Genomic DNA, 24976 nt, shown 5'->3' on the forward strand with positions numbered 1-24976 from the left:
CGTCATGTCACCGAAACTCGCCGCCATCGCCGCGCTGGCCATCCTCGCCGCACCTGCCGTGGCGCAGGAACGCAAGACGCTCGACGTGAAAGTGCCGGGAACGGTCGTGGCCTCGGACCCGCAGAGCTTCGTCGACTTCTTCGAGGACGCGGGCTTCCCGGCCCGCCTGACCGAAGACAGCGTGGGCGACCCGCTGGTCGAGTACCGCTCCAACGGCCAGAAGATGAGCCTGTTCTTCTACGACTGCCAGGAGAACACGGATTGCCAGGCCGTGCAGTTCTACGCGGGCTACCGCACCGGCTCCGACGTGGCGCTCGACACGATCAACGCCTGGAACACCGAACGCCGGTTCGTGCGCTCCTACCTCACCGAGGACGGCGTGTCGCGCATCGAGATGGACGTGGCGACCAGCAATGACGGCCTGTCCTACCGCGATTTCGAAGCGCTGCTCGACCTCTGGCTCGACAGCGTGGTGCTCTACGAGGACCACATCGGCTGGTGACGGTTAACGCCGCTCTAATGTTTTGAGTGCAATCCTCCGGTTGCCGCGACCCTTCGCGGTGATTGGAGGTGATGATACTTGAATGAAACGGACTTCCGTAAATGGATGGTCGCGATTGCGGCGGCAACGCTTGTCGTGACGATCATCCGACTCTGGATCGGCCGCTAGGCTGAAAAAGGGAGGCCCCGCAGAGTAGCAGCTCTGCGGGGCCGTTTCGTCGGTGGTGATACTGAACGAAACTACTTCCGATACGCGAAAACTGTACCACAAACCTTTCGAAGCGGTAAACGCCATCGCCCGGGTGTGGTTAACGCCGCCTACAGGCGATTGAGCAGCGCCGGCGTCGGCCAGGCGTCCGCCGGCAGGCCAAGCCGTTCCTGCTCCGCCTGCACCGCCGCGCGGGTGCCCGCGCCGAGGATACCATCGACCTTGCCCACGTCATATCCCTTCGCCTGGAGCTTCTGTTGCAGTTGCTTCATCTGCGGCCCCGACAGGCCCGGGTCCGGGTTGCCCGCGTCATAGACCGGCGCGCCCTCCAGCCGTGTCGCGAAATAGGCCGCCGTCAGGACGTAGGTGAAGCTCTGGTTCCACTCGAAATAGACGTCGAAGTTGGGGTAGGCGATGAAGGCCGGCCCCTTGTGCCCCTGCGGCAGGATGATCTTGCCGGGTAGGTTCGTGAAAAGGGACCCGTTGCGCGCCTGAACGCCCATCTGGGCCCACTGGCTGGTGGGCAGGCTGTTCTCCGTGCCGGTGAGCGACCAGTCGAGCGACTGGGGCACGTCCACCTCCTGCAGCCACGGCTCGTTCGGGCGCCAGCCCAGCTTGCGCAGCATGTTCGCCCCGGACATCAGGGCATCGGGGGCCGAGGACTTCAACCGCACGTGCCCGTCCCCGTCACCGTCGACGCCCGCCTCGATGATGTCGCCGGGCAGCATCTGGACCATGCCGATCTCGCCCGCCCAGGCGCCCGTTGTCTCGGTCGGGGAAAAATCGCCTGTCTCGTAGAGCTCCAGCGCGGACAGCACCTGCGGTTGGAACAAGCCCGGACGCCGGCAGTCATGCGACAGGGTCATCAGCGAGTTGAGCGTGTTGAAGTTGCCCTGGAAGCCGCCGTAATCCGTCTCGAACGCCCAGAAGGCGGTCAGGACACCCCGGCTCACACCGTAATTGCGCTCGATCGCATCGAACACCGCGTCATAGCGCTGCAGGTTCGCGATGCCGTTCTGAAGCCGGTTCTGCGAAATGAGCGAGCGGGAGAACTCGATGAAGGGCTTCTGGAAGAATCCTTGCCCCCGGTCCGCGTTCAGCGTCGCGCCGTCCTGGCGCGCCGAGGCGAAGAACTGGTCCACCGTCGAGGGCGCATGTCCCCGGCTGACGGCGAGAGATTTCATTCGGTCGACGAAAGAGGAAAAGGATCCGCCGCATTCGACCAGTGGCGCGGGATAGTCCTGCGAGAAGACGGGAAAAGCGGTGGCGAGGCTCAGGGCCGCGGCGACGAAAATTGACTTCATCTGGCACTCCGGGTTCGTTTCGACCCGAGCCTATCAGCACCCGCTCACCACACAACCGCGATGATGAACACGATCGCGACAAGCGCCATCCAGACCCGCCAGAGCACCGAAACGGCCCGCTCCACGTCGTCCGCGTCGATGTCGCGCTCTCCTTCCGCGTTCACGAACGGGTAGTCGCGGCGTGCGCCGTGGTAGGCGCGCGGGCCTGACAGCGCGACGTCCAGGCTCACCGCCATCGCCGCCTCCGGCCACCCCGCGTTGGGCGACCGATGGAGCGGCGCGTCCCGGCGGATTGCCGCCCAGCCGCCCGGGCGATGGTGCACGACGAAGATCAGGACCGCCGACAGGCGCGCCGGAATCCAGTTCAGCACGTCATCCAGCTTCGCGGCGGCCTTGCCGAAGGCTTCGTGCTTCGGGGTGCGGTAGCCGATCATGCTGTCGGCGGTGTTCACCATCTTGTAGATCATCAGCCCCGGAAGGCCGCCCAGCAGGAACCAGAACGCGGGCGCCACGACGCCGTCCGACAGGTTCTCTGCCGCGCTTTCGATGGCCGCGCGCGCCACGTCCGCGTCGTCCATCTGTTCCGTGTCGCGCCCCACGATCCGCGCCACCGCCGCGCGCCCGTCCTCGAGCGAAACCGAAAGCTTTTCGGCCACCGCTTCCACGTGTTCCACGAGCGAACGTTGGGCGAGCAGGATCGCGGCCGCCAGCGCCTCCACGATCCACCCGATCTGCGCCAGCGCCCAGCCGACGGTGCCGGCCAGGGCGGCGAGCGCCGCGATGGTCACCGCGCCGGTCACCACGCGGCCCTTGCCGTGGTTGAGCTTCGCGTCGCACCACCCCACGGCGCGCCCCATGAGCACGGCCGGGTGCGGCACGCGCGACCAGACCTCTTCCGGCTCGCCCAAAGCGGCGTCGATCAGGAGCGCGATGACGAGGACCACGGAATAACTCATCGCAGGGCCGCCTCGAGCTGGTCCCAGCGGTCCGCGGGCGGCAGGCCCAGCCGCAACCATCCGGATGCGTATGGAAAGACCCGCGACCACACCCGGCCTTCGGCAAGCCGCGCCTGCCACTCGGCCGCGTCCCCCACATCGTAGAGCCTGAACAGCGGCGTACCGCCCAGTACCGCGGCCCCCGCCCCGCTCATCAGCGCGTCAAGCCGCGCCGCGTCGCCGTCCAGCCGCGCACGTGTCTCGTCGGCCCAGAGGCGGTCCTCCAGCGCGGCGCGCCCGGCCACCAGCGCGGGCCCGGACACGGGCCAGGGCCCCAGCATCTCGCGCAGGGGCGCCACCAGCGCGGGATCGCCGATGACGAAGCCAAGCCGCAGCCCCGCCAGCCCCCAGAACTTGCCCAGCGATTTCAGGATCAGGACACCCGGCGCGCCGGCCCGGTCCTGCACGTGGCTGGTCTCCGGCGCGATGTCGCAGAAGCTTTCGTCGATCACGGTCAACCGCGCGCCCGCGTCCCCCCAGGTCCAGAAATCCCCCGTCGGGTTGTTGGGATGCACGACCACCCGCGCGTCCGCCGGTCCGTCGCGCTGCACGCGCCACCCGGCCTGGCCGAAGGCGGCGGCGTGTTCGTTGTAGGTCGCCTGCGCGATGCGGACCGTTCCCGGCGGGGCCAGCGCCGGAATGCGCGCGATCAGGGCCGAAGCGCCGGGCGCGGCCAGGACCGCCGCGTCCTCCGGCACCGACCAGAAGGCGCGCGCGGCAGCTTCGAGCGCCTTGAACGCGCCGCTGTCGGGCAGCGCGGTCCAGGCGTCGCGCGGGATATCGGGAAGCGGGAAGGGCTCGGGATTGATGCCGGTGGACAGGTCCACCCAGTCGGCGCGCGTCCCGCCGAAACGGGCGATGGCGGCATCCAGCCCGCCCCCGTGATCGCGCGGCGCGCTCATTCGCCCTCGGGCAGCGGCGGGTGACGGGTCACGAAATGCCCTTTCACCGCGACCGGCCAACTGCGGTAGGGCACGCGCCCCGTGTCGCTTTCGCCGTGCATGAGCGCCCAGTCGACGATTCCCTGCGCGGCCTCTTCGCTGGGCTCGAACCGGCCCAACGTATAGGCGAGCTTGCCCTGCGCCTGGACGGCGATGTTGCAACTGTGGTCGCAGCCCATCAGGCATGAAGTGCGGCGCACCCTGAGCGGCGTGTCCGCCGCCAGCCGTTCCACGCGTTCGGCCAGCGCGATGCCGTCCGGCCGCTCCTCGCCCCGGTCGGCCCAGTCGTCGCGTTTGCAGGTGTCACAGATCGTGATCCAGGTCGTCGTCATCGCATGTCTCCCGGGTCCCGCTTCAATCTCAAAATCGCGCCCCGCGCAACGGCCGCGACGCGATCTCGGCGACTCGTCCACACGTTTTACTAAGTTTTGATTTCGTTAATTGCGTGCCCGGCCGTTTGATATAAAGTCCCGTGACGACTGCTGCTTGCGCTGAAATCTCGGTGATTCATTGGATATTCTGATCGTCGAACCGAACGTCGATCTCGGCCGCCTTTGGAAACGGCACCTCGATCGGCAGGGATCAAGGGTGACGCTCGTGCACGCCGCAGATGCGGCGCTGGACCGGCTGCGCGCGGGCCGGGCCGACATCATCGTCGCCAACCTCGACTTGCCGGGCTCGGGCGCGATGGCGGTCGCCGATTACGCCGCCTACCGCCACCCGGCGACCAAGGTGGTCTTCGTCACCGGCTCGTCCGTCTTCTCCGACGGCACCGTGTTCGAAATGAGCCCAAACGCCTGCGCCTTCCTGCCCACCAGCACCGCGCCCGACGACCTTGCGGCCGTCATCGCCCATCACGGCGACCGGGTCGCCAAGCATTGAAGGTGTGCCGACCATGACCGACCTGCCCCGGCCCGAGGCCGTCCTCTTCGACATCGGAAACGTTCTCATCACCTGGCAGCCGGAGGCGCGCTACGACGAGCTCGTGGGGCGCGACCGGCGCGAGGCGATGTTCGCCGCCGTCGACCTGCACGGCATGAACGAACGCTTCGACCGTGGCGAGAATTTCCGCGACGTGGTCCACGAGACGGCCGAAGCCTACCCGGAGTTCCGCGACGAGATCCTGATGTGGCACGACCGCTGGCTCGACCTCGCCCGCCCGCCGATCGACCGCTCCGTGCGCCTGCTGCGCGCGTTGCGCGCCAAGGGCGTGCCGGTCTTCGCGCTCTCGAATTTCGGGATCGACAGCTTCGCCCTGTCGGAAAGCCGCGACACGTTCCTCAAGGATTTCGACCGCCGCTACATCTCGGGCCACATGGGCGTGACCAAGCCCGACCCGCGCATCTACGAGATGGTCGAGGCCGACTGCGGCATTGCGCCGGAATACCTGCTCTTCACTGACGACAAGCCCGACAACATCGCCACGGCGCAGGCGCGTGGCTGGCAGACGCACCTCTTCACCAGGCCCGAGGGCTGGGCGGAGCGGCTCGTGCAGGCCGGGCTTCTGACCCGGGACGAGGCCGCCTGACCACCGAACGGCGCACGGGGACTATGCCCCGGGCGGCCAAGCCGGTATCACGGCAGGACTCACGGGTAACGGACAGTCTCGCATGGCTTGGATCATCGTCGGTATCGTCGTTGTGGTGGCGCTGGCCCCGTTCGTGGCCGAACGCCTGCGCCGGCCGGTCGCCCGCGACCGCAAGGCGGCCGAGGCGGGCGACTTCGCCCGGCTCTCCGGCGGGCTCACCCATTACCGCTGGTATGGCTCCGAAGCGCCGCACGTGATCGTGCTCATCCACGGGCTGACCACACCGCACTGGGTCTTCGCCGGACTCACCCGTGGGCTCAACATGCTGGGCTACCAGGTGCTGGCCTACGACCTTTACGGCCGCGGCCTGTCCGACCGGCCGTCCGAGCCGCAGAGTCCGCAATTCTTCCTCCACCAGCTGACCGAGCTCCTGGACGAGCTGGGTCTCGAGGGGCCGGTTTCGCTCATGGGCTACTCGATGGGCGGCGTGATCGCCTCGCTCTTCGCGGCGACCTACCCGGAACGGGTCGACCGGATGATCCTGCTCGCCACCGCCGGGATCGACTACACCCCCGCCCCGCCGCTCAGCACGGCCGGACGCATCGGGGCACTCGGGGACTGGCTCTGGCTGACCACCGGGGGCCGCGCCCTGCGGGCCGCGGCCGCGCGCGATGCGGCGGGCCCCACGGTGATTCCGGACATCGCCGACCGGATGCAGGCCGAGACGACGCGCCGCGGCTACCTTCCCGCCGTCCTGTCGGCCCATCGCCAGACGCTGGCCATCGACCTGGCCGACCTGCACCGGGACGTGGGCAAGACCACCATCCCCGTGCTCGCCATCTGGGGCGGTGACGATGCGGTGATTCCCCTCACGGCGATGGGCAAGCTCACCCAGTGGAACCGCCGCGCACGCCACCACGTGGTCGAGGGCGTGGGCCACAACCTGCCTCACACCGCCCCGAACGAAATCATGACGGCGATCACCACGTTCTTCAAAGAGGTGTGACGCGCGTCTCGATGGCAGCGGCGCCCCGGTGCCGGTGCCGGCGGGTATAGACGAAGGCGGCGAATCGCGCGGTGAACCCCTCCATCCGGTCCGCCGCGATGACCACGGTGTCCGTCCAGACGCAGCCCTCGCCGTCCGGCTGGATCGACAGCGTGTGATCCCAGCGATTGACGCTCCGGTTGCGCTCCCGGCTCTGGATCACCCGCGCGGCGGGGTCGAGCCGTTCCACGTGCATGCTGTGGCCAGGGTTCTTAATGAGGCCGAACAGGGTGATGTCGACCACGTAGGTCCGCCCTTCCTCGACATCGCCGTCGGGCAGCCCCTCGTAGCGCGCGATGCCCTTCATCGCTTCGACAAGTTCGCCGAAATGGATCGCCTCGTCGAAGACCGTGTCGGCGTCGCGGGGATATCTTGCGGTGACGGTAATCTGGCGGGTCATGAAAACAGGCTCCGGCGGCGAAAATGCAGCCGCAGAAGACGCCGCCGCCCCGAAACCCGCAACCCCGAAAACGACAAACCCCCGGGCGCGAGCCACGGGGGTCGTCTGGTCAGCAAGCCGACCTGTGTCGCGTCAGATCCTCAGAGAAGACCTTCGCGCTGCGCTTTTTTCCGAGCGAGCTTACGCTGACGGCGAATGGCTTCCGCCTTCTCGCGCGCCTTCTTCTCGGAGGGCTTCTCGAAATGCTGCCGGAGCTTCATTTCACGAAACACACCCTCACGCTGAAGCTTCTTCTTCAGAGCCCGAAGCGCCTGGTCGACGTTGTTATCGCGAACCGATACCTGCATGTGGTTGTCACCACCTTTCTAGGTTTGAGTTGCAAGAGAAGTTGCAGGAAGGCGCCTTATAACGGCCATCCGGGCCTTTGTCCAGTTTCGCTTTGCGCCAGCTTCCCTTGAACCGCCCGCGGGGCCGTGCCACCTATTTCCCCATGACACATGCTGATCAACTCCTGGATGCGGTGCAGATGCACGTGCCCTTCGACGGCTGGAGCGACGAGGCGCTCAAGGCCGCCTGCGAGGACACCGGCATCCCGCTCGACGAGGCCCGCGCGCTGTTTCCGCGCGGCGGCGTCGACCTGGCCTTCGCCTACCACCAGCGCGGCGACGCGCAGATGGTCGAGAAACTGCGCGACGCGGACCTCTCGCACATGCGGTTCCGCGACCGGATCGCCTATGCCGTGCGCACCCGGCTCGAGGTGTCGGACCGCGAACTCGTCCGGCGCGGCATGTCGCTCTTCGCCCTGCCGCAATACGCGGCCCAGGGATCGCGCGCGCTGTGGAACACGGTGAGCCTGATCTGGGAAACGCTGGGCGACACCTCGGACGACATCAACTGGTACACCAAGCGCGCCACGCTTTCCGGCGTCTACTCGTCCACCGTGCTCTACTGGCTCGGCGACGAAAGCGAGGGGCGCGAGGCGACCTGGGCATTCCTCGACCGCCGCATCGATGACGTGATGCAGTTCGAGAAAGTGAAGGGCCGCGTGACCGGCTCCCGGCTTTTCGAAGGCTTCATGAACGGCCCCGGCCGCGTCTTCGAACACATCCGCGCGCCCGGCGCGCCACGCCCGGGCTACCCGGGCCATTGGGGAGGCACCCGCAGATGACACTGCCCGACACGATGCGCGCCGTCGAGATTTCCAAGCCCGGCGCGCCCGACGTGCTGACCCTGACCGAACGCCCGGTGCCCGAACCCGGCCACGGCGACATCCTGATCAAGCTGGCCTACGCCGGCGTGAACCGCCCCGACGCGCTCCAGCGCGCGGGCGCCTACGCGCCGCCGCCCACGGCCAGCGACCTGCCCGGCCTCGAAGGCGCGGGCGAGGTGGTCGCGGTCGGCCCCGGCGTCACCGGGGTGGCGGTCGGCGACCAGGTCTGCGCGCTCCTGCCCGGCGGCGGCTACGCGGAATACGTGACCACGCCCGCGGCCCACGCGCTCCCGGTGCCCGAGGGGCTGACGCTCAAGGAAGCCGCCTGCCTGCCCGAAACATACTACACCGTATGGTCCAACGTCTTCATGCGCGGCGGCCTCAAGGCCGGCGAGCGGTTCCTGGTCCACGGCGGGTCCTCCGGCATCGGCACCACCGCCATCCAGCTCGCCCATGTCTTCGGCGCGCGCGTCTTCACCACCGCCGGCAACGACGAGAAATGCGCGGTCTGCACCGAGCTGGGCGCCGACGTGGCGATCAACTACCGCGAGCGGGACTTCGTCGAGGTCCTGCGCGAGGAAGGCGGCGCCGACCTGATCCTCGACATGGTCGGCGGCGACTACATCCCGCGCAACATCAAGGCGCTCGCCAACGACGGGCGCATGGTCCACATCGCGTTTCTCTCCGGCCCCAAGGCCGAGGTGAACTTCGCCGAGATCATGGCCCGGCGCCTGACCGTCACCGGCTCCACCCTGCGGCCGCAGTCGGATACCGCCAAGGCCAACATCGCCGCCGAGCTGCGCGAGCATGTCTGGCCGCTGCTGGACGCGGGCCGCGTGAAGCCGATCATGGATTCCACCTTCCCCCTCGCCGAGGCCGCGAAGGCGCACGAGCGGATGGAAGGCTCGACGCACATCGGGAAGATCGTGCTGGAGATCTGAGAGGGCTCGGATCGCGCGTTGCGCGTTCCCGCCAAGGGGGACTCTGCCCACGTCGCACCAAAGGCGCGACACCCCTCGAGGTTTTTCCGAAACTGGAAAGAGGGACCCGTCGATGGGTCTTTCGCATGAAAAAGGGCGGGCCGGGGCCCGCCCTTCTTTTCGGTTCGTGGCGCCCGGTCAGGCGATGATCGCGTTCAGCGTCGCCGAGGGCCGCATCACGGACGAGGTCTTCTCTTCGTCCGGGTGGTAGTAGCCGCCGATGTCGGCCGGCTTGCCCTGGTCCGCCATCAGCTCTTCGACGATCACGTCCTGCTTCTCGGCCATCGCCGCGGCGATCGGCTTGAAATGCTCGGCAAGCGCGGCGTCGTCGCCCTGGGCGGCAAGAGCCTCGGCCCAGTAGCGGGCGAACCAGTAGTGCGACGTGCGGTTGTCGTTCTGGCCGACCTTGCGCTCCGGGCTGTTGCCGTTCTCGAGCACCTTCTGGGTCGCGTCCTCGACCGCCTCGCCCAGCACCTTGGCACGGGCGTTGCCGCGCGCGTCGGAGAGGAACTTGAGGCTCTCGCCCAGCGCGCAGAACTCACCCAGGCTGTCCCAGCGCAGGTGGTTCTCTTCCACCAACTGCTGCACGTGCTTGGGGGCCGAGCCGCCCGCGCCGGTCTCGAACAACCCGCCGCCGTTCATCAGCTTCACGATCGAGAGCATCTTGGCCGAGGTGCCGAGCTCCAGGATCGGGAACAGGTCGGTGAGGTAGTCGCGCAGCACGTTGCCGGTGATCGTGACGCAATCCTCGCCCGCGACCATCGTTTCAAGCGTGAAGCGCGTCGCTTCGCGCGGGGCCATGATCGGGATCTCGATCCCGGCCTCTTTCAGCGCGGGCTCCACGTACTTGATAAGCTCCGCGTCGTGGGCCCGGTTCTCGTCCAGCCAGAACGCCGCCTTGCCGGTGGCCTTGGTGCGGGTGATGCCCAGCTGGATCCAGTCTAGGATCGGCGCCTTCTTGGCCGTGGCCGAACGCCAGATGTCGCCCTTCTCGACCGAGTGCTCGTGCAGGATGTCGCCGTTGTCCAGAACGATGCGCACCTTGCCCGAGGCGGGGATTTCGAAGGTGGTCGGGTGCGAGCCGTATTCCTCGGCCTTCTGGGCCATCAGGCCCACGTTCGACACGGCGCCGCAGGTGGTGACGTCGAGTTTCCCGTTCTCTTTGAAGTAGTTGATCGTCTCGTCATAGACCGGCGCATAGGAATTGTCCGGGATGCAGCACTTCGTCGGCGCGGCTTTCCCGTCCGGGCCCCAGCCGATCCCGCCGGCGCGGATCACGGCCGGCATCGAAGCGTCGATGATCACGTCCGAGGGCACGTGCAGGTTCGAGATGCCCTTGTCGCTGTCGACCATGTACATCGGCGGGCGCTTGGCCAGCGCCTCCTTGAGGTCGGCCTCGAGCTCGCCGTTCCCGGCGATCTTCGACTCCAGCGACCCGATGCCCGCGTTCGGGGTCCAGCCCAGCTCGTCCAGCTTGGCGCGGTGCTTCGAGATGAAATCCTCGAGATAGACGCTCACGAAATGGCCGAAGATGATCGGGTCCGAGACCTTCATCATGGTGGCCTTGAGGTGCACCGAGAACAGGACGCCCGGTTCCATGCTCTCGATCTCGGACTTGATGAAGGCGCGCAGGCTGGCCGCCGACATGTAGGTCGCGTCGACCACGGTGCCTTCCTCGTAGGAGAGCCCGTCCTTCAGCGTCTTCTGGTTGCCGTCATCCGCGAGGAACACGATCTTCGCGCCGCCCGCCTGTTCGGCCGTGATGGTGGCCGATTTCTCGTTCGCGAAGAAATCGTCGCCCGGCATGGAAGCCACGTGCGTCGGGCTGTCGGACGACCAGTCACCCATCGAATGCGGGTTCGCCTTGGCGTAGTTCTTCACCGCCTTGGCCGCGCGCCGGTCGGAGTTGCCTTCGCGCAGGACCGGGTTCACGGCCGAGCCCTTGACCGCGTCGTAGCGCGCCTTGATGTCCTTTTCCTCGTCCGAGGCCGGCTCGTAAGGATAATCGGGGATCTTGTAGCCCTGACCCTGGAGCTCCTTGATCGTCGCGTCGAGCTGCGGCTGCGAAGCCGAGATGTTGGGCAGCTTGATCACGTTGGCTTCCGGCTGCTTCACGATCTTGCCCAGCTCGGCGAGGTCGTCGTTCACCTTCTGCGCGTCCGTCAGGTAGTCGGGGAATTGCGACAGCACCCGCCCGGCGAGAGAGATGTTGCGCATCTCGATGGTCAGGTCGGCCGCGGTGGCGAAGGAGCGAATGATCGGGAGGAGCGAATGGCTCGCCAGTTCCGGGGCTTCGTCCACCTGCGTGTAGATGATGTCGGGGGTCTCGCTCTTGGCCATGTGTGCTCTCCGCAAGGTCAGGGTGACGCGGGGGGGGGAATCCGCCCCGCTCGGTTGCTTGTTGCGGTAATGGAGCCCGGTTCGCAAGTCAATGTGTGCGACGGTATACCGAACCGTTTCGCCCCGGTTTTCCCGCGCACCACAGGTGAGACGCAACGTCTCGCCCGGAATTTGAGCAAATTCATGCGAATTGGCGCGGCGTAAGGGTTGCGCCACCTTGTTCGACATGTTGGCCCCGTTAGAGTTGACCGATCGCACGCGCGACGGCCTGCCCCGGCAGGCCCGACAGGCGACAAAGAACATAACAGGGAGACCCGAATGAAACACATGAGCAAACTTGCGTTGGCGACGCTTCTGTCGACCACCATGCTGACCGGCGCCGCGATCGCCGAGTCGCATGTGCCCGAGGGCGTGACGCTCGCCGAGGACCAGACCTTCACCTACCGCCAGCTCGACGAGTTTTCCTCGCTCGACCCGCAGGTGGTGGAGGATGTCGACGGCGCGAACGTCGTGCGCGACCTGTTCGAAGGCCTGATGAACCAGGACGCGGAAGGCAATCTCGTCCCCGGCGTGGCCACCGGCTACGAAGCGTCCGAGGACAAGATGACCTACACGTTCAACCTGCGTGAGGATGCGAAGTGGTCGAACGGCGACCCGGTCACGGCGAACGACTTCGTCTATGCTTGGCGCCGCGCGGTGGATCCGGAGCTCGCCTCCCCCTACCAGTGGTTCATGGAGCTGATGTCGATCGAGAACGCGGCCGAGATCATCGCGGGCGACATGGCCCCCGAGGAGCTGGGCGTGAAGGCGGTCGACGACTACACCTTCGAGGTCCAGCTGACCGCGCCGCTGCCCTACTTCCCGCAGATGACCACGCACGCCACCACGTTCCCCGCGCCGCAATCGGTGATCGAGGAGCACGGCGACGAATGGACCCGGCCCGAGAACATCGTGTCGAACGGCGCCTACGTCCTGACCGAACACCTGCCGAACGAACGCTCGGTGCGTGAGCGCAACGAGATGTACTGGGACAACGAGAACACGGTCATCGACCGCGTCGTCGCCCTGGTCATCAACGATGAGAACGTGGCCCTGACCCGTTACCTCGCCGGCGAGCTCGACCAGACCGACATCCCGGCCGGCCAGTACCCGAGCCTGAAGGAAGAGTATCCTGAGCAGGCGGTCAGCTTCCCGCGCCTGTGCAACTACTACTACACGTTCAACCTGTCGGACTCGGGCCCCGAGGCCTTCCAGGACGTGAACGTGCGCAAGGCGCTGGCGCTCGCCGTGGACCGCGACATCATCACCGAACGCGTGATGCAGGGCGGCCAGCCCCCGGCCTATACCTTCACGCCGGCCGCCGTCGCGGGTTTCGAGCCGCCGCAGCTTGAATGGGCCGGCATGGAGCAGTCCGAGCGTGACCAGATGGCCAAGGACCTGCTGGCCGAGGCCGGCTACGGCCCCGACAACCCGCTCGAGTTCGAGATGGTCTACAACACCTCGGAAGCGCACGAGAAGGTCGCGGTGGCCCTGAGCCAGATGTGGAAGCAGAAGCTCGGCGTGCAGGCGACGCTCGCCAACATGGAGTGGAAGGTCTTCCTCGAGGAGCGCGGCAACCAGAACTTCGAACTGGCCCGCGGCGCCTGGTGCGGCGACTACAACGAAGCCTCGACCTTCCTCGACCTGCTGGATTCCGACTCCGGCTACAACGACGGCAAGTTCTCGAACGGACGCGTCGACGAACTGCTGGAACAGGCCAAGACGTCGGACGAGCGCGCACCGCTCTACACCGAGGTCGAACAGATCCTCTACGAAGAGATGCCGGTCATCCCGATCTACCACTACGCCGGTGTCTACATGAACGACACGGATCTCGGCGGCTGGCCCGTCGATAACGTGGAGCAGAACTGGTACTCGAAGAATCTCTACAAGATCGCCGAGTAACCCGGTCCACCCATAACGCTCGAAGCGGCGCGTCCCGGTCACCCCGGGGCGCGCCCATCGGTTTCCGAAGAGGTCACCCTTGGTTTCCTACATCATCCGACGACTGCTGATCGCGATTCCGACGATCCTGATCCTGATCGTCGCCTCCTTCTTCCTGATCAAGATCGCCCCCGGCGGCCCGTTCACCTCGGAACGCCCCCTGCCCCCGCAGGTGCTCGCCAACATCGAGGCGCGCTACGGGCTGGATCAGCCTCTGTGGAAACAGCTGTGGGATTACCTCACCAACATCGTCCTGCATTTCGACTTCGGCCCGTCCTTCAAGTTCAAGGACCGCGACGTGAACGACATCATCGCGCAAGGCTTCCCGATTTCGCTGACCTACGGGTCCCTGGCCTTCCTCGCGGCTTCGATCGTGGGCGTCGCCCTGGGCGTCGTGGCCGCGATCCGGCACAATTCCTGGATCGACTACACCGCGGTCAGCATGGGCATCGGCGCGCAGGCGCTGCCCAACTTCATCATGGGCCCGATCCTGATCCTGACCTTCACGCTCTGGCTCGGGCTCCTGCCCGGCGGGGGCTGGAACGGCGGGCAGTGGGAATACCTGATCATGCCCGTGATCGCGCTCTCGACCTCCTACATGGGCAACATCGCGCGCCTGACGCGCTCCTCCATGCTCGAGGTGCTGAACTCCAACTTCATCCGCACCGCGCGGGCCAAGGGGCTACCGACACGCACCGTGATCTGGCGCCACGCGATGAAGCCCACGCTGCTGCCGGTGGTAAGCTACCTCGGCCCCGTCTTCGTCTACGTGCTCACCGGCTCGGTCTTCGTGGACATGTATTTCTCGACCGGCGGGCTGGGACAAGCCTACGTCGGCTCCGCGCTCACCCGTGACTACGCCGTGCTGCTGGGGGTCACGATCCTCTACGGCACGCTGACCGTGGTGGTGAACCTGATCACCGACCTCGCCTACGCGTGGTTCGATCCGAAAATCCGGTACTGAAGGGAACGACATGGTTTTCGGAAGCTCCCAACGCGCCGCCGCCATCGCCGACGACGTCACCGACCAGATCCCCGTGCGGGGCCGGTCGCTGCTCAAGGACGCGCAGATCCGCTTCGTCCAGAACAAGGCCGCGATGGCCAGCGTCGTCGTCCTCGGCCTCATCATCCTGTTCGTCCTGATCGGCCCGCTCTTCGCCCAGTGGTCGAACGAGGAGATCGACTGGGACCGCATGGGCAACATCGCCTCCGAGGGGATGCCGTCGATCGCGAACGGGCACTACTTCGGCCTCGACGAGCTGGGGCGCGACCTCTACTCGCGCGTGATCCAGGCGACGCGCACCTCGCTGCTGGTCGGGCTGATCGGCGCGGCCACCGCGCTCATCATCGGCACGACCTACGGCCTGATCGCCGGCTATGTCGGCGGCAAGGTCGACAGCGCCATGATGCGCTTCGTCGACATCCTGCTGGCGATCCCGCTCACGCTGGTCATCATCCTGCTGCTGGTCATCGCCGGGCGGTCGTTCTTCATGCTGTTCGTGTCACTGGGCGCGGTCGGCTGGCTCACCATGAGCCGGATCGTGCGGGCCCAGACCCTCAGCCTCAAGACCCGCGAATTCATCGAGGCCGCCCGCGCCGCGGGCGTGTCCGAGGTGACGATCATGATCCGCCACATCCTGCCCAACCTGATCGGGGTGGTGATCGTCTATGCCTCGCTGCTCGTGCCCGAGATGATCCTGACCGAAAGCTTCATCTCGTTCCTGGGGCTGGGCATCTCCGAACCCTACACGAGCCTGGGCAAGCTGATCGCGGAAGGGGCTGGCACGATGGCCTACGGCACCACGTGGCAACTTCTCTACCCGCTCTTCTTCTACGTCGCGATCATCATCACCATGTTCTTCATCGGCGATGGCCTGCGCGACGCACTCGATCCGAAGGACCGCTGACATGACCGTGCTTTCCGCCCGCGACCTGCGCGTTTCCTTTTCCACGCCGGACGGCCAGGTGGACGCCGTGAAAGGGGTGTCGTTCGACATCGCCCCGGGCGAATGCCTGGGCATCGTCGGTGAATCCGGCTCCGGCAAGTCGCAGAGCTTCATGGCCGCGATGGGCCTGCTGCCACCCAACGGGCGCGCGACGGGCTCGGTCACGTTCCAGGGGGACGAGATCCTGAACCTGCCCGTGTCGAAGCTGAACCGGCTGCGCGGCGCGGACGTGGGCATGATCTTCCAGGACCCGCTCACCGCGCTCACGCCCCACCTCAAGGTGGGCGACCAGATGGCCGAGGTGCTGAAGGTCCACAAGGGCCTGTCGGGGGCGGCGGCCCGCCGGCTCTGCCTCGACTGGCTGAACCGCGTGCAGATCCCCGAGGCCGAGCGGCGCATGGGCCAATACCCGCACGAACTGTCGGGCGGCATGCGCCAGCGCGTGATGATCGCACAGGCGATGCTGTGCGAACCCAAGCTCCTGATCGCGGACGAACCGACGACGGCGCTGGACGTCACCGTGCAGGCCGAGATCCTCGACCTGATGCACGAGCTCCAGACCCAGAGCAACACGGCCATCGCGCTCATCACCCACGACATGGGCGTGGTCGCGCGCATGTGCGACCGGATCGAGGTGATGAAGCTGGGCGAATACGTGGAATCCGGCGACGTGATGCAGGTCTTCAACGCCCCGAAACACGACTACACCCGCAAGCTCCTCGACGCGATGCCGCGCATCGACGACGAGGGCGCGCCGCATGCGGCGGCCGAGAGCGCCGAGCCGCTGCTCAGCGCCGACGACATCAAGGTGCACTTCCCGATCCGCGTCAAAGGCGGTCTTTTCGGGCGCACCATCCCGCTCAAGGCGGTGAACGGTGTGACCTTCGACCTCGCGCGCGGCGAAACGCTGGGCGTCGTGGGCGAAAGCGGCTGCGGCAAGTCCACGCTGGCGCGCGCCGTGCTGCGGCTGATCGAGCCCACGGGCGGCTCGGTCTCCTGGCTGGGGTCGTCCTTCACCGACCTCGACAAGAAGACCCTCACCAGGTCGCGCAAGGACATGCAGCTCGTCTTCCAGGACCCGCTCGCCTCGCTCGACCCGCGCATGACGATCTCCGACAGCATCGCCGAGCCGCTCAAGACCTTCCGCCCGGAGCTGTCGAAGTCGCAGCGCAAGGAAGAGGTGCTCGCGATGATGGACCGCGTCGGGCTGGAGCGCGGCATGTTCAACCGCTACCCGCACGAACTGTCGGGCGGCCAGAACCAGCGCGTGGGCATCGCGCGGGCCATGATCAACAAGCCCAAGCTCATCATCTGCGACGAAGCGGTCTCGGCGCTCGACGTGTCGATCCAGGCGCAGATCGTGCAGCTCCTGAAGGACCTCCAGGCCGAATTCGGCATGTCGATGATCTTCATCAGCCACGACCTCTCGGTCGTGCGCGCGATCTCGAACCGGATCATGGTGCTTTACCTGGGCCGGATCGTGGAACTGGCCGAATCGCGCACCATCGTCGACGACCCGGTGCATCCCTACACCAAGGCGCTGATCTCGGCGGTCCCGATCCCGGACCCCGAGCTCGAACGCACGCGCGAGCGTATCCGCATCCCGGGCGAACTCCCCTCGCCGCTCGACCCCAAGGCCTCGCTCAGGTTCCTGCCGTCCAGGCTGCGCGCCGGCGACGCGGACTACACCCCGCGCCTCGACCAGATCGCGCCCGGGCACTGGGTGGCCGAGCACGACCCGCTCGAGGACATCCTCGCCGCCGAACCGATCGCCTCGGACGAGATCGTGGAACCGATGCGCTGAGGCCAGCCGCGACAGCCGCACGGCGATGGGCTAATCTGGCGGCAACCGCAGCCGGGAGGACGACATGGCCGGACACATCCTGATCTACGGCGCCTATGGCTACACCGGCGAACTGATCGCGCGGCAGGCGGTGGCCACCGGCCTCACCCCCGTTCTGGCCGGGCGCGATGCCGACAAGCTCGCCCCGCTCGCCCGGGAGCTGGACCTGCCCCACGTCGCCGTCTCCGTCACGGACACCGATGGCCTGCACAAGGCATTGGACGGCTGCGCGGCGGTGCTGAACTGCGCGGGCCCCTTCATCGAGACGTGGAAGCCGATGACCGACGCGTGCCTCGCCACCGGCACGCATTACCTCGACATCACCGGCGAGGTGGACGTGCTCTCGGGTTGCGCCGGGCGTGACGCCGACGCGAAGGCGGCCGGGATCACGCTGATGCCGGGCACCGGCTTCGACGTGGTGCCCACCGATTGCCTGTCCGCGATGCTGGCCGACCGCCTGCCCGACGCCACCCGCCTCACGCTGGCCTTCAAGGGCATGAGCCAGGCCTCGCGCGGCACGGCAACAACCGCGATCTCCTACCTCGGCCGCGCCCCCATCATACGCCGCGACGGCGCGCTCCGGGGCCGGACCGGTCCGCTCTTCCGCAAGGTGGATTTCGGCGACGGGCCCGAGGAGGTCGGGGCGATCAGCTGGGGCGACACGGTGACCGCGTGGCACACCACCGGCATCCCGAACATCGAGGTGTTCATGAAGCCGCCCGCCGACATGGTCGCCCTGATGAAGCTGCCCTTGGCGCTCAGGCGGCTTCTCACCGGCATCGGCCGCCCGCTCATCCAGCGCCGGCTCGACGCCATGCCGCCGGGCCCCGACGAAGAGGCGCGGCGTACCGGGCACTGCACGATCTGGGGCCGGGTCGAGAACGCCGAAGGCCAGTCGGCCGAGCTGCGCCTGCGCACGACCGAGGGCTATCGCCTGACCTCGATCACCGCGCCCCTCATCGCCGCGCGCGCCGCGGCGGGCGAACTGCCCACGGGTTTCCGGACCCCCGCCGGCGCGCTGGGGGCCGATTTCATCCTCGGGATCGACGGCTGCGACATGCTGTCCTGACCCGCGACAAAAAAGACCCCCCGGCGATTGCCGGAGGGCCTCAGTCAAGCCTGACGAGTTTTTATGAACTTTGGAGCGTCAGGCAACCTCACGGAGCGGCTCTTTTTTTTCCGCTTCGATCAGGGCGCGGTGCAGGACCTTGATGGCTTCCGCGGATTCGTCGCGGGGCATCAGGAACTGCACGTCGACATTGCGCGGGGTCGCATGGGCGGCGATCACGTCCAGCCCGGCCTCGTCCAGCGCGGCAAGACCACGGCCAAGCACGGACTGCTTGCGCAGGTCCCGGCCGATGGCGGACACGATGCACTGGCTGCGCACCTCGATCTCGGCCTGCGGAAAGCGTTCGAGCACGTCGGCCTCGACCCGCTTCACGGCCTTGAGCGACCCTTTGACATAGTGGGTGATGGTGTTCGCGTTCGAGGTCTTCGACACGATCCACACCTTGTGACGCTTGAGCGCCTCGAGGATCGTGGAGTCGTAACCCTTCACGCCCACCATGTCCTGTTCGAACACCTCGATCGAGATGACGTCCAGCCCGGTCACGATCTCGACGCCCGGCGTGTCGCCGCGGCAATCGTCGATCAGGGTGCCCGGATCCTCCGGCTCGAAGGCGTTGGTCACGCGCAGCGGCACATCGGCCTGGCGCAGCATCTTCGCCGCCGAGGGGTGGATCGCTTCCATCCCGAGGTTCGACAGCTGGTCGGCCACGTCGTAGTTCGTGTGACCCAGCTTCTGCACGGCGTCTTCGCCGACAAGGTTCGGGTCGGCCGAGCTGAGGTGGAACTCCTTGTGGATGATCGCCTCTTTCGCCTGCGTGAGCGCGGCGATGCGCGCGAAGGTCACTTCCGAGTAGCCCCGGTCGTATTCCTTCATCAGGCCTTCCTTGCACTGGGCGTAGCCCGTGACGATCGGCATCTCCGTCGCGAAGTCGACGTCCTCGAGCCCCTGGGCGATCCGCTCGTCGAGCGTGCAGTCGCCCTCGTCACGCCAACCCGACAGGTCGACGAACCGGGCCGAAATGCCGGCGCGCTTCAGCATCAGCGCGGTGCAGTAGGCCGAATGCGCCTCGCCCAGACCCGACAGGAGCTCGCGCACCATGTGCATGTGCTCCGACAGGCGGAAGTGGCCGTAGGAGCACAGGCGCCCCAGGTCGATCAGGAACGACTTGGCGCCGTTCATGCGCTCGGCGACGAAGTCGTTGGCATCGGCGATGTCGGCCGGGTGCTCCAGCACCTCCTTGTGCGCCTCTTCCATCGCTTCGCCGACCTTCTTGAGCGCGGCCATCCACGCGTGATCGTCGGCTTCACCGTCGGCGAACATGGCATAGACGCCCTGTTCCCCGGATTTCTTGTGTTCGAGCAGCAGGTTGGTGATCCCGCCGAAGGCCGACACGACGAAGATCCGGTTGTAGGGATCGTCGCCCCGGATGAGCAGGGTGTCGCGCAGTTCGCGCACCCGGCTCATGGATGTGCCGCCGATCTTCTCGACAGTATGATTTCGGTCAGACATGGGTCTTCCCCGTGTTGTTTCAGGCAGCGTCTTCGGGCGCGGCGTAGGAACCGTCTTCCTGGTGCACTTCCTTGCCGGTGACCGGCGGGTTGAAGCAGCAGGCCAGGACCAGCTCGTCGTCCGCCACCAGCGTGTGCTTGTCGTGCAGGTTCAGCGCGTACATGACACCCGGCTTGATCTCGTGGGTCTCGCCCGTGGCAAGGTCGGTGATCCGGCCCTTGCCCGAGATGCAGTAGACGCTCTCGAAGTGGTTCTTGTAGTGGAACGTGTGCTCCGAACCGCCCTGGATCGTGGTGATGTGGAACGAGAAGCCCATCCCGTCATCGGCGAGAAGCATGCGCACGGAGTTCCAGCGCGCGTCCGAGATGGACTTGTCGGTGTTCTTGAGTTCGTTGAAATCACGGACGATCATTGGTGTTACTCCGCAGCAATTTTCTTGTTTTCGTTCAGCGCTTCACGGGTCGCCTCGAGGACGATGTCCAGGCCCCGCTTGAGCACGTCGTTCGGGATGTTCAGCGCCGCAAGCACCTTGACCACTTCGTCGTCGGCGCCCGACGTCTCGATGATCAGGCCCTTGTCGAAGGCACGGCCGCAGATGTCCTCGGCCAGCTCGCCGGTGCCCACGTCCACGCCGCGCATGAAGCCACGGCCCTTGAGGTAGGCGTTCGGGATCAGCTCGGCGACCTTCTTGAGGCCGTCTTCCAGGATCTGCGACTTCTCGGCGATGGAGGCTTCCATCGCGTCCTTGTCGGCCCAGTACTTCTCCAGGGCGACACGGCCCGTGACGAAGGCGTGCGTGTTGCCGCGGAAGGTGCCGTTGTGCTCGGCCGGCTTCCAGACGTCATGCTCGCGCTTGATCAGCAGGCAGGCGAACGGCAGGCCGAAGCCCGACAGCGACTTCGCTTGCGTGATGAGGTCGGGCTCGACGCCCATGTCCTCGATGCCGAAGTACTTGCCGGTCCGGCCGATGCCGGCCTGGATGTCGTCCACGATCAGCAGCGCGCCGTGCTCTTTCGCGAGCTTGGCGATGCCCTGGATCCACTCCTTCGACGCGGCGTTCAGGCCACCCTCGCCCTGCACGGGCTCGAAGATGAACGCGGCCGGCGCGTCGACGCCCGACGAGCTGTTGTTCAGCATGGTTTCGATCAGCTTGAGCGTATCCACGTCGCCCATCGCCCCTTCGTAGGGCATGTGCGTGACGTCGCCCAGGTGGCCGCCACCGGCGCCACCGCGCTTGCCGGCGTTACCGGTCAGCGACAGCGAACCCATCGTCATGCCGTGGAAGCCGTTGGTGAACGAGATGATGTTGCGACGGCCCGTGATCTTGCGGGCGAGCTTCATCGCGGCTTCGACGGCGTTGGTGCCGGTCGGGCCGGTCATCATGATCTTGTAGTCGTCCATGCCGCGCGGCTTGAGCACGATGTTCTCGTAGGCTTCCAGCCACTTCGCCTTTTCCTCGGTGTACATGTCGAGGCCGTGGGCGATGCCGTCGTCGGTGATGTGCTCGACCAGCGCCGATTTCATGTCGGCGTCGTTGTGGCCGTAGTTCAGCGACGAGCAACCGGCGAGAAAGTCGATGTACTCGGTGCCGTCGGTCGCGGTCATGATCGACCCCTGCGCTTTCGCGAAGGTGGTCGGGAAACCGCGGCAGTACGAGCGGGCTTCCGACTCGCGGCGTTCAAAAACGGGATTGTTCGCAGACTGTTTGTCTGTCGTCATAACGTGTTCCTTCGATGTCTGTTGTGAGAGGACGGGGGGCCGCGTCGCTTACGCGGCCTTCGCCATGTCGCCTTCGTCGGGAACGGTGATCGTCACCATGTGCTCGGTGTCGTGCCGTCCTTCGAAGTGATCGTCCTTCTTGAAGTGGGCTTCGTCCTTCAGCTCGCCGCCGTGACGCTTGGCGAACTTCTTGAACAGCGCCCAGGATGCGCCATTGTCTTCGGTGATGGTGGTCTTGAGGACGTTGGCTTCGTCGCATTCCTCGCGCCCGAAGATCTCGTCCAGCATCAGGCCACCAAGACCCATGCCGCGTGCCTTTTCGCTCACGGCGACCTGCCACACGAAAAGCGCGTTTTCGTTCGGCACGAGGTAGCCGGAAATCCAACCGACAATGTCACCGTCCAGTTCGGCCACCACGCAGGTGTCGCGGAAATGGTCACACTGAAGCAGGTTGCAGTAGACGGAGTTCTCGTCGAGCGGCTTGCACTCTCGGATCAGCTCCCAGATTTGCGCTCCGTCCTCGGATTCAGGTTTCCGAAGGCGGAGCTTGCCAGTTCGGGGAAGGTCTTTCGCGGTATGCATGTCTCGGTACTCTCCAAAGTTCCTTTGGTGGGTAAAGTAGTTTGAGCGCCGATTTGTTTCAAGGGCTGAAGCAAATTTATGCAAAATTCCGCCAAAAAGGCCTGTTTTTAGGGGTTCCGGGGCGAAATTACTTCGTAAATGAGCGGGCAAGAACCTTTACAAAGCGAATTATTTGTCTATCTAAGCATCATGATTGCATCCGACCTACTCGCCATGGCATCTACTCCAGTGGAGGGTGATGACATGGACAGGACAGATATAAGCCTGATCGCTCTGCGCCGAATCCTTCGCGCGACCGAGCTTTATGGCAAAGAGCTTGCGACGGCGGCCAAACTGACGGCCGCCCAGTTCCGCGCGCTCCAGATCGTGGCAGAGACGGGTCGGGCCACCCCCAAGGACATCGCCAGCCGCATGGGCGTGAGCCAGGCGACGATCACCGCGCTGGTCGACAAGCTCGTTGCGCGCCGGCTCGTCACCCGCGAACGCTCGGAACGCGACCGGCGCCAGACCAACGTGACGGTCACCCCCGAAGGGCAGGCGACCGTGGACGAGGCGCCCGATGCGCTGCAACAGCGCTACGTGCGCAAGTTCGAGGCGCTGGAGGACTGGGAACAGGCGCAGATCATCGCCTCGCTCGAACGGGTCGCGGCGATGCTCGACGCCGACGCGATCGACGCCTCGCCGGTCCTGACCACGGGCGACATCAAGTCGACCGACAAGCGCCACTGACGCGAAAGACCCGCGCGGCGTCGCCGGCGGGTCCATCAGGTTCCGTTTTCGAAATATCTCAATGAAGGTGGTCGTGCTCATCGTCGGGCGGCGTACCGCGCCCGGCCGCCATGCCGGCGCTGATGCCCTGCACGAATGCCGCGCTCAGCCCGCCGAAGGCGGCGATCCCGGCCGCGGGCGCCACCGTCGAGGCAGGCGCGTTCACGCTGGGCGCCATCGTCACCGCCGCGCGCTTGGTGCGCGTCAGGGCCAGGAAGATCAGCCCGAGACCCACGAACACACCGCCGTAGATCAGGGCGATTTCCAGGTGATCCATCACCTGCGCCAGCGCGATCCACCCGGCTGCGGCCAGGAAGCCGATCCCGATGACAAGCATCAGGCCGCTCACCACACCGAACATGGTGCGGCGAACGGCCAGCCGAATGCGGTATTCGATCGCGGCGATCATTTGCGGCTCAGGAACAGCCCCACGAGAAAGCCGACGCCGGCCGCGATACCGACCGAGGTGGCCGGGTTCTGGCGGACCTGCCCTTCGGCGGTCTTATAGTAATGCAGGGCGCTGTCCTGCGCCTCGCGCGCGGCCTTCTCGGTCCTGGCACGCGCCTTCTTGGCCTTCTTCGCCGCGCGGTCCTTCGCCTCGGCCGACGCCGAGTTGCCGACCTCCTTGAGCGTGGTGGTCAGATCGGAGACGTCCGATTTCAGCTGCGCGATCTGGTCTTGCAGGTCCTTGACGTCCTTGTCGACACCATTGGAACTCGTTTGGGCGTTAGCCATGATAATTCTCCTTTCGGAAGTCTGTCCGTTCGACTCCCCAACGCACGCACGGGCGTGCTGTTCCATCGCGATCACGGGCTAACCGCACCTTTTCACGGAACTTTCCGCCCCCTCCCCTCGTTTCAGTCCCAATGCCGCGCCGAAAGGCGCAACTGACTGAAACGAAACAGAAGGAGGCTCGTCATGCTCGGCTGGGCACTCGCGTTCCTCGTTATCGCAATCATCGCCGCCGTCTTCGGTTTCGGCGGCATCGCAACGGCGTCGGCCGGGATCGCGCAGATCCTGTTCTTCGTCTTCCTCGTCCTCTTCGTGGTCGCACTGGTCGTGCGCGCGGTCCGGGGCAGGAACGTGTAGATCAGGCACAAATACGGACCGGGGCGCGAAGTACCTCGTGCGCCCCGGTCCCTGTTCACGCCCCCGCAGCGACGGGGGTTTTTTCATGCCCGGCGCATGCGACCGGACCCACGAACAAAAACGACGCCCCCGAGGGAGCGCCGTTTTCGCACCTTTAGTCGTGTCTCGGATCAGGTCTCGAGCGTCTCGGTCGACGAGAAGAACATCGCCTGGCTCACGGCCGAGCGGACCTGGTCCTCGGAATAGGGTTTGGTGATGACGAAGGCCGGCTCCGGGCGTTCGCCGGTCAGCAGGCGTTCGGGGAAGGCGGTGATGAAGATCACCGGGATGTCCCCGGCCGTCTTGAGGATCGCGTTCACAGCGTCGATCCCGGACGACCCGTCGGCCAGCTGGATATCCGACAGGATCAGGTCGGGCTTTTCCTTGCCCGCCAGGTCGACCGCCCCGCGCTCGGTGCGCGCGACGCCGGTGATCGCGTGGCCCATGTCGGCCACGATGTCCTGGAGGTCCATCGCGATGATCGCCTCGTCCTCGATCACGAGGATCCGGCCCTTCACGCTGTCCTCCATCTCGCTGCGCGCGACGGTGATGAGGTGGTTCACCTCGTCCTCGGGCAGCTCCATGATCTTGGCGATGTCGCCGGTCGTGAATTCCTCGACCGTGTAGAGCAGCAGCGCTTCGCGGGTGTTCGTCGTGAGTTTCGCCAGGTGCCGCTGGGCCCGGGCGTGAATGCCTTCCTCGCCCGGCTCGACGGGCGACCCCGAGGAAGACCAGATCTGGTGGAAGGCACGGAAAAGCGCCACCTTGTGATCGAGTCCGAGCTCGAAGACCGAACGATCCTCGAGCAGGGCTTCGAGCGTGGCGGCGGCGTAGGTGTCGCCGGTCTGCTGGCTGCCGGTCAGCGCGCGCGCGTAGCGGCGCAGGTATGGCAGCAGAGACGCGATCTTGACGGAAAGAAATTCAGCTTCTGTGTCGGGCATCCCATCCATCCCTTTTTTGTCCCTATTTTTTTGTAT

The 24976-nt window shown here is 66.1% G+C and carries 27 protein-coding genes; 13 read left to right on the plus strand and 14 right to left on the minus strand.

From position 1 onward, the window contains the following. Positions 1-4: 4 nt before the first annotated feature. Entirely contained in the window at positions 5-502 is a 498-nt protein-coding gene (locus tag GQE99_RS11225) for a YbjN domain-containing protein (RefSeq protein ID WP_161351713.1), read from the plus strand. Positions 503-819: 317 nt separating this feature from the next. Here the strand turns inward: GQE99_RS11225 and GQE99_RS11230 are convergent, their stop codons facing one another. The 4 genes from GQE99_RS11230 to GQE99_RS11245 are packed head-to-tail and all read right to left on the minus strand — an operon-like array spanning position 820 to position 4281. Further along, on the minus strand, positions 820-2013 hold the full coding sequence (locus GQE99_RS11230; protein WP_161351714.1) for a lytic murein transglycosylase: 1194 nt from the start codon (positions 2011-2013) through the stop codon (positions 820-822). Between the two features lie 44 nt (positions 2014-2057). After that, positions 2058-2969, minus strand: a complete 912-nt coding sequence (cbiB, locus tag GQE99_RS11235) for an adenosylcobinamide-phosphate synthase CbiB (RefSeq protein ID WP_161351715.1) — start codon at positions 2967-2969, stop codon at positions 2058-2060. After that, positions 2966-3910 (minus strand): threonine-phosphate decarboxylase, encoded by a 945-nt coding sequence (locus GQE99_RS11240; protein WP_161351716.1) that lies wholly within the window; start codon positions 3908-3910, stop codon positions 2966-2968. Before GQE99_RS11240 ends, cbiB begins: the two co-directional genes overlap by 4 nt. Further along, the gene (locus tag GQE99_RS11245) at positions 3907-4281 is read right to left on the minus strand and encodes a DUF1636 family protein (protein ID WP_161351717.1); all 375 of its coding nucleotides are present in this window, start codon (positions 4279-4281) and stop codon (positions 3907-3909) included. The genes GQE99_RS11240 and GQE99_RS11245 overlap by 4 nt, the downstream gene beginning before the upstream one ends. Positions 4282-4459: 178 nt before the next feature. On the opposite strand from GQE99_RS11245, the gene GQE99_RS11250 reads away from it, so the two are divergent. The 3 genes from GQE99_RS11250 to GQE99_RS11260 all read left to right on the plus strand — a co-directional run bounded on the left by GQE99_RS11250 (position 4460) and on the right by GQE99_RS11260 (position 6483). Further along, positions 4460-4831, plus strand: coding sequence for a response regulator (locus tag GQE99_RS11250; protein WP_161351718.1), 372 nt, complete (start codon positions 4460-4462; stop codon positions 4829-4831). 13 nt (positions 4832-4844) lie between these two features. Next, positions 4845-5477, plus strand: a complete 633-nt coding sequence (locus tag GQE99_RS11255; RefSeq protein WP_161351719.1) for an HAD family hydrolase — start codon at positions 4845-4847, stop codon at positions 5475-5477. A gap of 82 nt (positions 5478-5559) precedes the next feature. Then, entirely contained in the window at positions 5560-6483 is a 924-nt protein-coding gene (locus tag GQE99_RS11260; RefSeq protein ID WP_161351720.1) for an alpha/beta fold hydrolase, read from the plus strand. Here the strand turns inward: GQE99_RS11260 and GQE99_RS11265 are convergent. Together GQE99_RS11265 and rpsU are read right to left on the minus strand one after the other, a co-directional pair. Beyond that, positions 6470-6922 (minus strand): hypothetical protein, encoded by a 453-nt coding sequence (locus tag GQE99_RS11265; RefSeq protein WP_161351721.1) that lies wholly within the window; start codon positions 6920-6922, stop codon positions 6470-6472. The genes GQE99_RS11260 and GQE99_RS11265 overlap by 14 nt on opposite strands. A 140-nt stretch (positions 6923-7062) precedes the next feature. Then, positions 7063-7269 (minus strand): 30S ribosomal protein S21, encoded by a 207-nt coding sequence (gene rpsU, locus GQE99_RS11270; RefSeq protein WP_018302784.1) that lies wholly within the window; start codon positions 7267-7269, stop codon positions 7063-7065. 143 nt (positions 7270-7412) lie between these two features. Here rpsU and GQE99_RS11275 point away from each other — a divergent pair, with 143 nt between their 5' ends. Together GQE99_RS11275 and GQE99_RS11280 are read left to right on the plus strand one after the other, a co-directional pair. Next, positions 7413-8090, plus strand: coding sequence for a COQ9 family protein (locus tag GQE99_RS11275; protein WP_161351722.1), 678 nt, complete (start codon positions 7413-7415; stop codon positions 8088-8090). Between the two features lie 2 nt (positions 8091-8092). Then, positions 8093-9073: an NAD(P)H-quinone oxidoreductase gene (locus tag GQE99_RS11280; RefSeq protein WP_161351799.1), complete on the plus strand. Its 981-nt coding sequence runs from the start codon at positions 8093-8095 to the stop codon at positions 9071-9073. A 177-nt stretch (positions 9074-9250) separates the two neighbouring features. Here GQE99_RS11280 and GQE99_RS11285 read toward each other — a convergent pair whose 3' ends face one another. After that, positions 9251-11452 (minus strand): NADP-dependent isocitrate dehydrogenase, encoded by a 2202-nt coding sequence (locus GQE99_RS11285; RefSeq protein WP_161351723.1) that lies wholly within the window; start codon positions 11450-11452, stop codon positions 9251-9253. A 318-nt stretch (positions 11453-11770) separates the two neighbouring features. On the opposite strand from GQE99_RS11285, the gene GQE99_RS11290 reads away from it, so the two are divergent. From GQE99_RS11290 to GQE99_RS11310, 5 genes are all read left to right on the plus strand, one after another. Further along, entirely contained in the window at positions 11771-13396 is a 1626-nt protein-coding gene (locus tag GQE99_RS11290) for a peptide ABC transporter substrate-binding protein (RefSeq protein WP_161351724.1), read from the plus strand. Positions 13397-13475: 79 nt separating this feature from the next. Beyond that, positions 13476-14399: an oligopeptide ABC transporter permease OppB gene (oppB, locus tag GQE99_RS11295; protein WP_161351725.1), complete on the plus strand. Its 924-nt coding sequence runs from the start codon at positions 13476-13478 to the stop codon at positions 14397-14399. A gap of 10 nt (positions 14400-14409) precedes the next feature. Beyond that, complete coding sequence (locus tag GQE99_RS11300; RefSeq protein WP_202530734.1) at positions 14410-15342, plus strand: ABC transporter permease subunit; 933 nt, start codon at positions 14410-14412, stop codon at positions 15340-15342. A gap of 1 nt (position 15343) precedes the next feature. Next, a complete protein-coding gene (locus tag GQE99_RS11305) occupies positions 15344-17185 on the plus strand; it encodes an ABC transporter ATP-binding protein (protein ID WP_161351726.1) in 1842 nt (613 codons plus the stop codon). A 64-nt stretch (positions 17186-17249) separates the two neighbouring features. Then, positions 17250-18293, plus strand: coding sequence for a saccharopine dehydrogenase family protein (locus GQE99_RS11310; RefSeq protein ID WP_161351727.1), 1044 nt, complete (start codon positions 17250-17252; stop codon positions 18291-18293). Between the two features lie 78 nt (positions 18294-18371). On the opposite strand, the gene GQE99_RS11315 is transcribed toward GQE99_RS11310, so the two are convergent. The 4 genes from GQE99_RS11315 to ectA are packed head-to-tail and all read right to left on the minus strand — an operon-like array spanning position 18372 to position 22103. Beyond that, positions 18372-19802, minus strand: coding sequence for an aspartate kinase (locus GQE99_RS11315; protein ID WP_161351728.1), 1431 nt, complete (start codon positions 19800-19802; stop codon positions 18372-18374). Positions 19803-19821: 19 nt separating this feature from the next. Continuing rightward, positions 19822-20214 carry an ectoine synthase gene (locus tag GQE99_RS11320; protein WP_161351729.1) on the minus strand — a complete coding sequence of 131 codons (393 nt, stop codon included), beginning with the start codon at positions 20212-20214 and terminating at the stop codon, positions 19822-19824. Positions 20215-20219: 5 nt separating this feature from the next. Next, on the minus strand, positions 20220-21521 hold the full coding sequence (ectB, locus tag GQE99_RS11325; RefSeq protein WP_161351730.1) for a diaminobutyrate--2-oxoglutarate transaminase: 1302 nt from the start codon (positions 21519-21521) through the stop codon (positions 20220-20222). Between the two features lie 48 nt (positions 21522-21569). Beyond that, the gene (gene ectA, locus GQE99_RS11330; RefSeq protein ID WP_161351731.1) at positions 21570-22103 is read right to left on the minus strand and encodes a diaminobutyrate acetyltransferase; all 534 of its coding nucleotides are present in this window, start codon (positions 22101-22103) and stop codon (positions 21570-21572) included. A 243-nt stretch (positions 22104-22346) separates the two neighbouring features. On the opposite strand from ectA, the gene GQE99_RS11335 reads away from it, so the two are divergent. Next, positions 22347-22832 (plus strand): MarR family winged helix-turn-helix transcriptional regulator, encoded by a 486-nt coding sequence (locus GQE99_RS11335; RefSeq protein ID WP_161351732.1) that lies wholly within the window; start codon positions 22347-22349, stop codon positions 22830-22832. 58 nt (positions 22833-22890) lie between these two features. Here GQE99_RS11335 and GQE99_RS11340 read toward each other — a convergent pair whose 3' ends face one another. Beyond that, positions 22891-23280 (minus strand): hypothetical protein, encoded by a 390-nt coding sequence (locus GQE99_RS11340; RefSeq protein ID WP_161351733.1) that lies wholly within the window; start codon positions 23278-23280, stop codon positions 22891-22893. Further along, positions 23277-23606, minus strand: coding sequence for a DUF883 family protein (locus GQE99_RS11345; protein ID WP_161351734.1), 330 nt, complete (start codon positions 23604-23606; stop codon positions 23277-23279). The genes GQE99_RS11340 and GQE99_RS11345 overlap by 4 nt, the downstream gene beginning before the upstream one ends. A gap of 183 nt (positions 23607-23789) precedes the next feature. Between GQE99_RS11345 and GQE99_RS11350 the strand changes: the two genes are divergently transcribed. Beyond that, complete coding sequence (locus GQE99_RS11350; protein WP_161351735.1) at positions 23790-23960, plus strand: DUF1328 domain-containing protein; 171 nt, start codon at positions 23790-23792, stop codon at positions 23958-23960. Between the two features lie 170 nt (positions 23961-24130). On the opposite strand, the gene GQE99_RS11355 is transcribed toward GQE99_RS11350, so the two are convergent. Continuing rightward, positions 24131-24949 carry a response regulator gene (locus GQE99_RS11355; RefSeq protein WP_161351736.1) on the minus strand — a complete coding sequence of 273 codons (819 nt, stop codon included), beginning with the start codon at positions 24947-24949 and terminating at the stop codon, positions 24131-24133. Between the last annotated feature and the right edge of the window lie 27 nt (positions 24950-24976).

It is taken from the genome of Maritimibacter harenae, from assembly GCF_009882975.1.
Taxonomy (GTDB): Bacteria; Pseudomonadota; Alphaproteobacteria; order Rhodobacterales; family Rhodobacteraceae; genus Maritimibacter; species Maritimibacter harenae.